The following is a 12,521-nucleotide window of genomic DNA, read 5'->3' on the forward strand; positions in this document are numbered from 1 at the left end:
GCCGGGTGGGCCCGTCGATCGTTACCGCATGTTCGTCGCGAGCGGGGCGCTCGGTGTGGCGATCCTGCTGGTGGTGGTCCAAGTGGTTGCGTCCACCCAGGGTTTCCAGGGCCCCCTCGAAAGCTTGTTCCACGACTACGTCCTGACCCCCAAGTCGGCGTCCGTCCCGTGGGCCGGCCTCGCGCTCGCGATGGTCGGGCTCACCAATCGCCAGCGCGTCGTCGCACTCTCCGCCGCAGCAGGCATCGACGTCGTGGTCGCTGCGGCACGCTACCTGTCGGGCGGCCCGCTGACCGTCGGAAACGGCGCGACCTGGGTACTCACGGCGGTGGGCGTGTACGCGGCGGTCCGCTGGACCGGCGACCAGCGGCGCAGCGCCCTCCAAGGCGTCGGTCTCGGTGCGCTGCTGATACTCGCGACCAAATTCGGCGACGCCTGGCTGCAGGTCACGATCATGGCCGGGCCGATGGTGCTCGACGAGTACGCCCAACTGGCCGATCATGCGCTGGGCAGCCCGTCGTGGCACCTGGGGCAGTTCGTCGACGCTCTCGGTCCCGTCGGGTACGGCATCCTCCACTGGGTCTACATCGAACTGCCGGTCGCGGCCATCGCGGTGGCCGTCTACCAACTGCGGAACGGCTGGCCGTCGCACTACCTGGTGCGCACGTTCCTGCTGATCGGTCTCGTCGGTCCCGTGTTCTACGTGCTGTTCCCGGTGGTCGGTCCGATCTTCGCGTTCGGCACCGAAGGCCAGGGGTTCCAGGTCAGCGACTACTGGCCCAACCTCGTCCCGACACCCGACTTCGCACCCGAACCGATGTCGTTCGATTCGGTGACCCCCCGCAACTGCATGCCGAGCCTGCACACGGCGTGGGCCCTCGCCCTGTTCATCCACTCCCGGCAGGGTGCCTGGTGGCTGCGCCTCGGCGGCACGTTCTGGCTGGTGTGCACGCTGACGGCGACCCTCGGATTCGGCTACCACTACGGCGTCGACCTGGTCGCCGGAGCCGTCCTGTGCCTGACCATCGAATCCGCGTTGCGCGACCCCGAGCGGGGGTGGGGCTGGTTCCGGGTCCGCCTCGTCGGAGGCGGCGCGCTGGTGCTCGCCGGACTGCTGCTCAGCTACCGCTACCTCGCGGTGCCGATGGGCCGATTCCCCGAGGTGTCCGGACCGCTCGTGCTCGGCGCCCTCGCCGCGATCAGCCTCGGGTTCTACGCGACGTTCTTCGCCCGGCCCGACACCGCACTCGCGCGGTGGGGCAGCGGCGCGAAGGCGGCAGTCACCGACGTTCTGGCGGCTCCAACTCGTTGATCATCAACAGCCCGTCCTGATCTCGCTGCTCGCGGTACGCCACCCGGCCGACGCTGTGCGCGATGACGGGCGCGGTGAACAGGGTGAAGATGCCGACGAGGATCAGCATCCAGATGTCGACGTTGCCGCGCAGTTCGAGGACGGCGCCTGCGAGAACCATGATGAGACCGACCACCTGCGGTTTGGTGGCGGCGTGCATGCGGCGCAGGGTGTCCGGGAACCGGACGATGGCGATGGCGGCCGTCAGTGCGAGCAGCGAGCCGCACAGCATGAGCGTGGCCCCGATGACGTTCAGCGCGGTGGTCACGACTTGTCACTCACCCGGAACCGGGCCACCGACACCGAGCCGATGAATCCCACCAACGACAGCGCGACGATGGCGGGCACGATCGTCGTGTCGCCGGTGTACGCGGCCCACACGGCGAGCCCGCACATCGCGAGCGCGATCAGGGTGTCGAGGGCGACGAGACGGTCCAGCGAGTTGGGTCCGTCGAGCAGCCGGAACGTCGTCAGGACCCCGGCGATGACCAGGATGATTCCGGATATGACCGAGACGACCGTCATGAGCTGCCCTCCTGGGTGGGGTCTTCGTAGTGCAGGTCGCGGTTGTGCCAGGGGCTCGGTTTCCAGTCGGAGTCGCGTTCGAACGCCTCGATGAACAGCCGTTCCAATTGCGCGACCGTGCGGTAGAACTGGCTGACCGCCTTCTGCGAGCCCATGTCCAGGACGTGCACGTAGACGATCCGCCGGACCTGGTCGATCTCGAGGACCATGGTGCCCGGAATGAGGTTCAGGACGTCGATGCACAGGGTCAGGACGAGGTCCGACTTGATCCCCAGCTGGTAGCGCAGGACCCCGGTGACGGGCGGCGGGCCGGGCCGGAGCGCGAGCCACGCGATCTGGAGGCTCGACTGGAGCGAGTAGTACACGAACATCACGGCCAGCCGGAGCAGCGGCAGGACGTGCACCCGGCCCTCCACGGGCACCCGCGGCAGCGGCATGAGCACCATGATGAGCGCGCCGACGGCGAGCCCACCGAGGATGTTGCCCCAGCTGACGTTGCCCCACAACAGGATCCACACCGCCATCAGCCACAGCAGCGCGCCGAACTGGAGAAGTCTCTCGCGTTTCATCGCGGTGCCTCCTGCGCTTCGCCGCCGGGATGCCCGCCGAGGACGGCGTCGATGTAGATGGACCGGTTCTGCAGGTCGCTCGCCGCGCGATCGCTGATCTGGATGATCTGGCCGGCGAACACCGTCATCGCCAGCCCCACGGCGACGAGGGCGACGGTGGGGACGAGCATCATCGCGGGGATACGGCCCACGTCGGCGCGGTCGTCGAACGAGATGTCGGCCTCGGACTCGTCGAGCAGCGCCGACGGGCTGACGTCCGCGAGATCACCCTCGGGGGCGTCGGCGCGGGCCCGCCAGAACGCCTTGGTCCAGACGCGTGCGACGACGTACAGCGTGAGGAGGCTGGTGAGGGTTCCGCCTGCGACGAGGATCCACGCCAGCACGCTCGCGTCGGCCGAGCCGGCCTGCAGCAGCGCGACCTTGCCGATGAACCCGGAGAACGGGGGAATGCCACCGAGGTTGAGGGCCGGGACGAGGAACACGACGGCCAGGACGGGGCTCGCCGCGGCGAGCCCGCCGAGACGTCGCAACGACGACGACCCGGCCTGGCGTTCGATCAGACCGACCACCAGGAACAGCGTGGTCTGCACCAGAATGTGGTGGGCCACGTAGTAGATGGCACCCGAGAGCCCCGACTGCGTCGACAGCGCGACACCGAACACCATGTACCCGATGTGGCTGACCAGCGTGAAGGACAGCAGACGTTTGATGTCGCTCTGCGCGATCGCACCGAGGATGCCGACGAGCATCGTCAGGAGGCCGCACACCATCAGCACGTTGTCGAGTTCGCCCTCCGGGAAGAGCAGCGTGTGCGCGCGGATGATCGCGTACACACCCACCTTGGTGAGCAGGCCGGCGAACACGGCGGTGACCGGTGCGGGCGCGGTGGGGTAGGAGTCGGGCAGCCACGTCGACAGCGGGAACACCGCCGCCTTGATACCGAACGCCACGAGCAGCACACCGAAGATGGCCGTGCGCGTGCCGGACGGGATGCCGTCGAGGCGGGTGGCCATGTCGGCGAGGTTGAGGGTTCCGGTGGCCGCGTAGGCGAATGCGATGCCCGCAAGGAAGATCAGCGACGACACCATCGACACCATCACGTACGACACACCGGCACGGACACGGTCGGCGCTCGCACCGAGCGTCAGCAGCACGAAGCTGGCGGCGAGGAGCACCTCGAAGCCGACGTACAGATTGAACAGGTCGCCCGCGAGGAATGCGTTGGAGATGCCCGCCGTCAGCGCCAGATACGTCGGCAGGAAGATCGAGACGGGCTGGTCCTCACTGCCGTCGCGGATACCCTGACCCACGGCGTAGGCCATGACGGCGAGCAGCACGATCGACGAGACCACCAGCATCATCGCCGACAGCCGGTCGACTACCAGCGTGATGCCGATCGGCGAATCCCAGCCACCCACCTGAATGGCCGTCGTCCCGTCGCGGTCGGCCAGGTACAGCAGTAGTCCCGACACGACGAGAACGCCGATCAACGCGACGAGCGTGATGATCCGCTGAGCTCGCGGACGCCGGCCGAGCACCAGCGTGGCCGCGGCGGCGAGCATCGGCACGAGGACCGGCAGCGGCGCGAGGGCCGTGATGATGTGCGGGGATATGGTCACGACTTCTCCCCGATCCCGGCCTTGTCGGAGTCCTCGTCGTCGAAGTCACCCTCGTGCAGGTCTTCGTAGCATTCGAGGTCTTCGAGGTTCTTCAGCTCTTCCAGGGGAATGGGGTTTCCGTCCTTGTCGAATGCGTCGCCGCTGAAACTCGGCTCGCCGGTGACCGGGTCGTCGGAGCGGTCGCGGTCGGGGGCCTCGGCGGGCGACCGGCGCCGCAGGACCTTGGTGTCCTCGGGGTCGTTCTCGACGGCGTCCTGCGTGGTGATCTTGAACGACCGGTACGCGAGCGCCAGCACGAAGCCGGCGATGCCCATCGTGATGACGATCGCCGTCAGAATCATCGCCTGAGCCAGCGGGTCGGCCATCGACTCGTGGATGGACTCGCGGCCGACGATGGGCGGATTGCCGTCCGTACCGCCGGACGTGAGGATCAGGAGGTTGATGCCGTTGCCGAACAGCAGCAGTCCCAGCAGCATGCGGGTGATGCTGCGTTCGATGAGCAGGTAGACGCCGGCCGACACCAGGACGCCGATGATGACGAGAAATCCGATGTTCGCGCTCATCGCTGGTTCACCTCGATCTGTGCGTCGAGACGCGCCCCGAGACTGCGGAGCACGTCGAGTACGAGCCCGACCACGATGAGATACACACCCAGGTCGAAGAACAGGGCGGTGACCATCTTGACGTGGCCGACCAGCGGCAGCGTCACCTCGAACACCGCGGAGGACAGCGCCGGGGCGCCGAGGAACAGCGACGCCAGCGCGGTGCCCGCGGCAAGCGTGAGTCCGAGGCCCAGGATCTTGCCCGCGTCGATCGGGACGGTTTCGCCGAGTTCGTACCGTCCGCCCGCCAGGTACCGCAGGACCAGCGCGAGACCGGCCGTGAGGCCGCCGGCGAACCCGCCACCGGGCGCGTTGTGACCGGCGAAGAAGAAGTAGACCGACAACACCATGATGGTGGGGAAGATCAGCCGGGTCGTCACCTCGAGGACCAGTGACCGGTGTTTCGGATCGATGAGCTCGCCGCCGAGCAGCCACGTGGTCTCGGAATGCGACGCCGACGAATCGGCCGTGACCGCGGGAGCGTCGGACACCCGGGGTGCGCTGCCGAAGCGACGGTTGCGGAACACCAGGCTCGCGACACCCGTGGCCGCCACCAGCAGCACCGAGATCTCACCGAGCGTGTCCCAGGCACGGATGTCGACGAGCAGGACGTTGACGACGTTCTTGCCGTTGCCGAGGTAGTACGCCGCGTCGGGGAGTCGCTCGTAGATCGGCACCGAGTTCCGCGCATTGATGGCGTACGCGCCGATCGTGGTGATGGTGGCACCGACCGCGACCGCCAGCAGTGCCCGCGGAATCTTGAAGCCGATGGCCCTGCGCTCGTCCACCTCGGCGGGCAGCTTCCGGAACACGAGGACGAAGATGACGAGGGTCAGCGTCTCCACCAGGAACTGGGTGAGCGCGAGGTCGGGGGCTCCGTGGAGGGCGAACAGCACACCACAGCCGTAGCCGCTGAGACCGACGAGGATCACGCTGGCCAGACGGTTGCGCATCACCGTCGCGGCAAGCGCGGCCGCGACCATCATCAGCCCGATCACGAACTGCACCGGCGAATCCCACAACCGGACGTCGGCGCCCGTATTCGTGCCGACGACGAGCAGCACCAGCGGCACCACCACCAGGGTGCCGAGGATGGTCGCCTGCGTCAGCGGGAGCGAACCGCGCTGGGTGGCGCCGGTCAGCCGCATCGACAGGGCGTCCATGCCGCGCAGCGTCGCGTCGTAGATGCGGTCGGCGTTGCCGAGCGGCGGATGCTCGAACCGCAACCGGTTGACCCAGCGCTGCGCCACGAAGAGCGCGGTGCCGACAGCGAACACCAGCAGGGTGAGCAGCAGGGCGGTGTTCACGCCGTGCCACAGTGCGAGGTGATAGTCGGAGACACCCTCGGCGGGCAGGGTCTGCGAGTACGGCGTCAGGAGCTTCTCGAGCTGCGGCGCCACGAGTCCCGCCGCCAGGCTCAGTACCGAGAGCACGGCGGGCGCGGCGAGGAACAACGGTCCGGGTGCGTGCATGCCCTGCACGGCCGGGCTCGGCCGCGCGAGCCGCTTGCGACCGAAGGCGCCCCACATGAACCGCACGCTGTAGGCGAGCGTCAGGATCGAACCGAGCACCACGACGCCGACGGTGACGATCCGCGCCGGGTCGGCGAGGACCGTCGTGCTCAGCAGGGAGTCGAATGCGGCTTCCTTGCCGACGAACCCGAGGAACGGGGGAAGCCCGGCCATGCTCGCCGCGGCCAGCGCGGCGACGACCGTGAGCGCGGGTGCGCGGTCACCGAGGTGCGCGAGTTTGCGGATGTCGCGGGTGCCCGTCGTGTGGTCGATGATGCCGACCACCATGAACAGCGCGGCCTTGAACATCGCGTGCGCGACAACCATCGTCATGCCGGCGAGCGCGGCGTCGCGGGTGCCGAGGCCGACGAGCACCATCATGAAACCGAGCTGGCTGACGGTGCCGAACGCGAGCACCAGTTTGAGGTCGAAGGCGCGCATCGCCCGCCACCCGGCGAGGACCATCGTCAGCAGGCCGAGCGTGATGATCGTGAACCGCCAGGGCGCCGAATCGGCGAACCCGGGCGACAGTCTGGCCACGAGGTAGATGCCGGCCTTCACCATGGCCGCGGCGTGCAGATAACCGCTGACCGGGGTCGGGGCGGCCATCGCTCCGGGCAGCCAGAAGTGCAGTGGGACGATCGCGGATTTCGACAGGGCACCGATGAGGACCAGCACGACGGCGACGCCGGCGAGCCAGCCGCGAGGTGCGATCTCGATCAGTTCGGACAGGTTGTACGTGCCACTCACCTGGCCGAGGATGATGATGCCGACCAGCATGGCCAGACCACCCGCGGTGGTGACGAGCAGTGCCTGCGTCGCGGCCCGGCGACTCGACGCGCGTTCGGCGTAATGCCCGACCAGCAGGAACGACAGGACCGTCGTCAGTTCCCAGAATATGTACAGCAGCAACATGTTGTCGCTGGCGACGAGGCCGAACATGGCCCCGGCGAAGGCCACCATCTCGGCGGCGAAGATGCCGAGCCGGGGTTCGTCGTCGGTGAAGTAGCGCGCGCAGTAGACCAGGATCAGCGTGCCGATACCCAGCACGAGCACCGACATGATCGCGGCGAGCGGATCGAACCAGAAGTCGAGGTCCATCGACAGGCCCGGAGCCCACACGATGGACAGGGTCTGTTCGGTGCCCCAGTTCGCGATCACCCATCCGAGTGACGCCAGCGGGACGAGGGAGAGAGGGTAGAAACCGTTGCGGCCGAACTTGCGCACCACAAGCGGAGCCAGAACGGCGGCAACGGCATGGGCGAGCAGAACAGCAAGCAAAAGGCACTCCGTCGGGGGTCAGCGGGCGGCGGGGTGTCGGAACGAAACGAACCGAGTCGTGTAGACCGTTCGCTTAGCTAGCGAACTGGGCTACGGGGTACATCCTACTGGGTCGGTTATTCGGACTCACAATCGCGGCAAATCGGACTAATGGGGCGCATTGTGTTATGGGCGGCCGGCCTGACTGTTCTATCTTGTGACGGTGCCTGCCGAGATCCGAACCGCCGCGCTCGCCCACATCCGCGACCGGAAACTCCTTCAGACCCGATCGGTGGGGAAGACCGCGTTCTACATGGCCGGCGGGAAGATCGATCCGGGCGAGAACGCCGAACAGGCTCTGCACCGCGAGATCCGGGAGGAACTCGACGCCGGAATCGTCGACGGGACGCTCGAACATCTGGGGGTCTTCGAGGCGCCCGCGTACGGACATCCCGAGGGTACCGACCTGCACATGACCTGCTTCCTCGCCGAACTGAGCGCCGAGCCGCGGCCGACGAGCGAGATCGCCGAACTCCGGTACTTCACCGTCGACGAATACGCGGCCATGCCCGACGTCGCGCCCGGCTCGATGCTCGTGTTCCGCAGGCTGCAGTCGCTCGGCCTCCTCGACTAGGTGACCTCCGCTGTGCTGCGCCGCTCGTGTACCGAGTACACGCAGAACGCGACGACGAGCAGCATCACGAAGCCGACGAGGTGGTCGGACGCGGCGGTCGAGGCAGGCGACGACGGCAGGCGGTGTTCGGTGCTCGCACCCGAGTAGACCACCCGGCTACGGGGAACCGTGGTCGCCGCCACGAACACCAGCGACGCGAACGGCAACGCGAAACCGAGTACCGCGACGGGCGCCGACCCCGGCAGAGCGGCGGCGAGCGCGAAACCCGCGCCGCAACCCAGCACGGCCAGCCGGATCAACAGTGCGACGCCGTCGTCGCCGAAGTCGGGCCAGACGGCGGCGAGGAGCGGAACGACGGCGGCCAGGCAGAGTCCCCACTGCGGGCGCCGCCACTTCGGTGGGACCCTGACCGCTATCGCGATTCCCGCGACCAGAGTGATGACGCCGACCGCCAGCAACGCCGGCGCGGGCGTCGTCACCCGCGGGGTGCGGAGATCGTCGAGGACGAGCACGGCGGCGGCGGTGACACCGGTCGAGGCGAGCAGAAAGCGTCCGTCGATCCCCGGGAACCGGCGTGCGATCAGCACCGTGACCGTGAGAATCACGGCCAGTGAGAATGCGACGATCAGCCAGACCGTCAGGGGTTCGCCGAATTCCTGATCGTCGATCCACGCCCCGAGCAACCGGTTGAGCAGGGCGAGAGCCAGGGCGCCGACCAGCGCGGTCAGCAGGGTCTTCCGGTCGGGACGCTGCACCCGGAACTGCGACCGTGCCACCACCGCCGACGCGAGCGCGAGCACGAGAACCGCGATCAGCATCCACTGCGGGGGTTCGCCGATCGCGGAGGTGCTCATACTCGCGGGTTCGACGTACGCGGTGTCGCCGCGCGGCAGTCGCTGCACACTCGCGAGGAGGAACGCGCTCGCGACACCGAGAGTCAGCGCCAGCTGCGAAACCCAGCGACCCCACACCGCGGCGACCGCCGCACCCAGCAGGAACCCGGCAGTCGCGGTCTTGGCGAAGTGCAGGGCGATCAGCGTGTCGACCCCGCCGGCGTGCGGCACCGCCCAGCGCGCGCCGATCAGGGCGAGCGCGCAGGCCGCCGCCAGGAGCCACGACACCCGCCTGGAGCCGGACCGTTGCAGCCCGGCCACCGCGATGACGGCGAGAACGAGAGCCACCACCACACCCGTCGGCTGGCTGCTGAGCCACCGATCGATCTCCCGGTCGGAAGCATTGATCGTCCAGGCCCGGTTGCGGGGATTGGTGAGAACGAAACCGGCCAGTGCACCGGACGCGAGAGCAGCCGCGGCCGACAGAGGTTCCCGGAAGTCCATTCGCTCACGGTACTCGAGCGGGTAGGAATGGAAATGGCGAACCCGGCGTTGGCACCGAAGGCGTGCCCGAGAACGACTCCGATCGAATACAACCGAGGCGAGGAGCCCACCTATGACGTCGATCAACGAGAAGGCCACCACCCTGCTGGGGCTACACCAGCCCGGCAACCCCGTCATCCTGCCCACCGTGTGGGATGCGTGGTCCGCGAATCTGGCTGTGTCCGCTGGGTTTCAGGCGCTGACGGTCGGAAGCCACCCGGTCTCCGACTCGATCGGCAAGCCCGACAACGAGGGGATCACGTTCGACGAACTGCTGCACCGCATCTCCCAGATCACCGCAGCGGTGGATCTGCCGCTGTCGGTCGACATCGAATCGGGCTACGGGCTCGAGCCAGCCCGTCTGATCGAGGGTCTGATCGGCGCGGGAGCAGTCGGCCTGAACATCGAGGACACGGTTCACAGCGAGGGTGGGCGTCTCCGTGAACCGCAGGAGCACGCCGACTTCGTCGGAGGATTGCGGCAGGCGGCCGATGCTGCCGGGATCCACGTGGTCGTGAATGCGCGCACCGACCTGTTCGTGAAGCAGGTGGGTGACGAATCCGACCGTGTCGATCGCGCGATCGCTCGGCTGAAGCTCGCTGCCGAGGCCGGAGCCGATGTGCTGTACCCCGTGGGTCGTCACGACGACGCCACCCAGAAGCGGCTCACGTCGGAGCTCCCGCTGCCCGTCAACGCCATCGGTCTGCCCGATCAGGACGATCCGGCGAGCTTCGGCCCGCTCGGCGTCGCGCGGGTGAGCTTCGGCCCGTTCTTCCAGGCCGCCCTCGCCGCACACGCGGCCACGCTCCTCGGCCGCTGGTCCTGACCCGTGAGTACTTGTTAACCGCGGGCGGTTAACAAGTACTCACGGGCGCGACAGCGCATAGGACTTCAGGTGCGCCACTTGCTCGGGATCGAGTGAGGGGCGCACCTTTTCGCGTGCCTCGGCGACGTCGGCCGCGGTGACGTCGGCGGCGTCGATGTTCCGGCGCATGGCGGCCAGCGCGGCTTCCCTCAGCAGCGCCGAACAGTCGGCGGCCGAGTAGCCGTCGAGGTCGTCGGCCAGGGCGTCGAGGTCGACGTCGTCGGCGAGGGGCACCGATTTCCCGGACGTTCGCAGGATCGCGCGTCGGGCATCACCGTCCGGTGGCGGCACGAATACCAGCCGCTCCAGCCGGCCGGGGCGCAGCAACGCCGGGTCGATGAGGTCGGGCCGGTTGGTGGCGCCGACGACGACCACGTCACGCAGCGGTTCGACGCCGTCGAGTTCGGTGAGCAGCGAGGCCACCACCCGATCGGATACCCCGGAGTCGGAGCTCTGACCGCGCCGCGGAGCGAGGGCGTCCACCTCGTCGAGGAAGATCAGCGACGGAGCCGAATCCCGTGCCCGCTGGAACAGTTCGCGGACCGCCTTCTCGGACGCGCCCACCCACTTGTCCATCAGTTCGGCGCCCTTGACGGCGTGCACACTCAGATGCCCCGAACTTGCCAGCGCCCGAACGAGATAGGTTTTGCCGCAACCGGGGGGACCGTAGAGCAGCACTCCGCGCGGCGGATCGACACCCAGCCGGGCGAACGAATCCGGATGCTGCAACGGCCACAGGACCGCCTCGGTCAGCGCCTGCTTGGTCTCCACCATGTCCCCGACGTCGTCGAGGGTGACGCTGCCGATCGCGAGTTCCTCGCTGCCCGACCGCGACAGGGGGCGGATGACGTCGAGCGCGCCGAGCAGGTCGTCCTGTGTGAGCGCCGGGTCGACGGGTTTCCTGGTCGCGCGCGAGGCGGCACGCAGGGCCGCTTCCCGGCACAGCGCGGCGAGGTCGGCGACGACGAACCCCGGTGTGCGGGCCGCGATCGCGTCGAGGGCGATCCCGTCGGTGGGGACTTTCCGCAGAAGCAGTTCCAGCAGCGCCCGGCGGGTGGAGCCGTCGGGCAGGGTCAGGGTGAGTTCGCGGTCGCACAGGTCCTGCCCGCGCAACCGTGCGTCGACCGACTCCGGGTGCGCCGACGTCGCCACGAACGCGACGCCGACGGTGTCGACTGCGCGGCGGAGCTGTTCGACGATCAGCGCCGACACGGGCTCCGGGGTGGCAGGCAGCAGGGCGTCGATGTCGGTGATCAGCAGGACGCCGCCGCTGCGGATCGCGTCGACCGCCGCGGTGACCCGCTGTAGCCGCGAGTCCGCTTCCAGCGCGCCTGCACTCGGCCCGTCGAGTTCGACCACCCGACGGGAGGCGAGCACCGAACGGGCCAGCGTCGCCTTCCCGACACCGGCGGGCCCGGTCACCAGGACGCCCAGATGGGGTGAGGCCCCCAGTTTGCGGAGCAGTTCGGGTTCGTCGAGTGCCAGTCCGAGCCACTCGGTGAGTTTGGCTGCCTGGGTGTGGGCACCGACCAGGTCCTCGACGGGGACCGGGGGAACCTCCTCGGCGGGCGGTACCGGCGGCGCGGGCAACCGGGGCGGAGCCGCGGACACCGTCGCGCGCACACCCTCACCCCACCCGACCGCGGTGTTGGGCTGCACGCTCACCGGACCACCGGCCGGGTCGACCCCGGTGACGGTGAGCAACTCGGACGTCCAGGCGACACCGAACGTCCGGGACAGTGCCTGTGTCGCGGGGGCGGTGCTGGTTCCGGGGCCCAGATCGCGGGGGAGCAGCGACACCGTGTCGCCGACCGTGAGGACCTTGCCGAGCAGGGCGTGACGCAGGGTGACGTCGGAGACGGAGTTGACGGCCAGATTCGAGCCGCTGACCGTCACCGTCTTCCCGCCGTACACCGTCACCGGTGTCACGACGACCGTGCTGTTCTCGGACAACCCGGCGTTGGACAGGGTCACGTCGTCGAGGAGTGCAGTCCCGGTGGGGGTTCCGGTCGGCGCGCGACCCGCCACCGCGGCGGTGCGGCGCGCGCCGACGAGGGCGATCGCGTCCCACTCGCGGACGCCGAGCGCGGCCAGGGCTTCCGGATGCAGCCGGACCACGCCGCGCCGGGCGTCGGCGGCCGAGGTGTTCAGTCGGACTGTGAGCGCGAGTTCCGGTGAGGTCACGCCGTCGAGCCTACGTGCGGGAGCG

Annotated in this window: 11 protein-coding genes; 3 read left to right on the forward strand and 8 right to left on the reverse strand. The window is 68.7% G+C overall.

Annotation, left to right across the window (positions count from 1 at the left end):
* The first annotated feature begins 28 nt into the window (after positions 1-28).
* Positions 29-1,312: a phosphatase PAP2 family protein gene (locus tag OYT95_RS27825; protein ID WP_128641515.1), complete on the forward strand. Its 1,284-nt coding sequence runs from the start codon at positions 29-31 to the stop codon at positions 1,310-1,312.
* Here the strand turns inward: OYT95_RS27825 and mnhG are convergent.
* The 6 genes from mnhG to OYT95_RS27855 are packed head-to-tail and all read right to left on the reverse strand — an operon-like array spanning position 1,281 to position 7,458.
* Positions 1,281-1,619 carry a monovalent cation/H(+) antiporter subunit G gene (mnhG, locus tag OYT95_RS27830; RefSeq protein WP_037240636.1) on the reverse strand — a complete coding sequence of 113 codons (339 nt, stop codon included), beginning with the start codon at positions 1,617-1,619 and terminating at the stop codon, positions 1,281-1,283. The two genes, OYT95_RS27825 and mnhG, sit on opposite strands and share 32 nt — an antisense overlap.
* Positions 1,616-1,876: a monovalent cation/H+ antiporter complex subunit F gene (locus tag OYT95_RS27835; protein ID WP_268789676.1), complete on the reverse strand. Its 261-nt coding sequence runs from the start codon at positions 1,874-1,876 to the stop codon at positions 1,616-1,618. Before OYT95_RS27835 ends, mnhG begins: the two co-directional genes overlap by 4 nt.
* Positions 1,873-2,445 carry a Na+/H+ antiporter subunit E gene (locus tag OYT95_RS27840; RefSeq protein ID WP_268789677.1) on the reverse strand — a complete coding sequence of 191 codons (573 nt, stop codon included), beginning with the start codon at positions 2,443-2,445 and terminating at the stop codon, positions 1,873-1,875. Before OYT95_RS27840 ends, OYT95_RS27835 begins: the two co-directional genes overlap by 4 nt.
* On the reverse strand, positions 2,442-4,064 hold the full coding sequence (locus OYT95_RS27845; protein ID WP_268789678.1) for a Na+/H+ antiporter subunit D: 1,623 nt from the start codon (positions 4,062-4,064) through the stop codon (positions 2,442-2,444). The genes OYT95_RS27840 and OYT95_RS27845 overlap by 4 nt, the downstream gene beginning before the upstream one ends.
* Positions 4,061-4,627: a Na(+)/H(+) antiporter subunit C gene (locus OYT95_RS27850; protein WP_037240643.1), complete on the reverse strand. Its 567-nt coding sequence runs from the start codon at positions 4,625-4,627 to the stop codon at positions 4,061-4,063. The genes OYT95_RS27845 and OYT95_RS27850 overlap by 4 nt, the downstream gene beginning before the upstream one ends.
* Complete coding sequence (locus OYT95_RS27855) at positions 4,624-7,458, reverse strand: Na+/H+ antiporter subunit A (protein WP_112300900.1); 2,835 nt, start codon at positions 7,456-7,458, stop codon at positions 4,624-4,626. The genes OYT95_RS27850 and OYT95_RS27855 overlap by 4 nt, the downstream gene beginning before the upstream one ends.
* 196 nt (positions 7,459-7,654) lie before the next feature.
* On the opposite strand from OYT95_RS27855, the gene OYT95_RS27860 reads away from it, so the two are divergent.
* Positions 7,655-8,071 (forward strand): NUDIX hydrolase, encoded by a 417-nt coding sequence (locus OYT95_RS27860; protein WP_005264381.1) that lies wholly within the window; start codon positions 7,655-7,657, stop codon positions 8,069-8,071.
* Here the strand turns inward: OYT95_RS27860 and OYT95_RS27865 are convergent.
* Positions 8,068-9,408, reverse strand: coding sequence for a hypothetical protein (locus OYT95_RS27865; RefSeq protein ID WP_268789679.1), 1,341 nt, complete (start codon positions 9,406-9,408; stop codon positions 8,068-8,070). The two genes, OYT95_RS27860 and OYT95_RS27865, sit on opposite strands and share 4 nt — an antisense overlap.
* Before the next feature lie 112 nt (positions 9,409-9,520).
* Here OYT95_RS27865 and OYT95_RS27870 point away from each other — a divergent pair, with 112 nt between their 5' ends.
* Entirely contained in the window at positions 9,521-10,273 is a 753-nt protein-coding gene (locus OYT95_RS27870) for an isocitrate lyase/PEP mutase family protein (protein ID WP_037240651.1), read from the forward strand.
* 39 nt (positions 10,274-10,312) lie between these two features.
* On the opposite strand, the gene OYT95_RS27875 is transcribed toward OYT95_RS27870, so the two are convergent.
* On the reverse strand, positions 10,313-12,496 hold the full coding sequence (locus tag OYT95_RS27875; RefSeq protein ID WP_037240654.1) for an AAA family ATPase: 2,184 nt from the start codon (positions 12,494-12,496) through the stop codon (positions 10,313-10,315).
* Positions 12,497-12,521 lie beyond the last annotated feature (25 nt).

This window comes from Rhodococcus sp. JS3073, assembly GCF_026810085.1.
Classification (GTDB): Bacteria; Actinomycetota; Actinomycetes; order Mycobacteriales; family Mycobacteriaceae; genus Rhodococcus_F; species Rhodococcus_F wratislaviensis.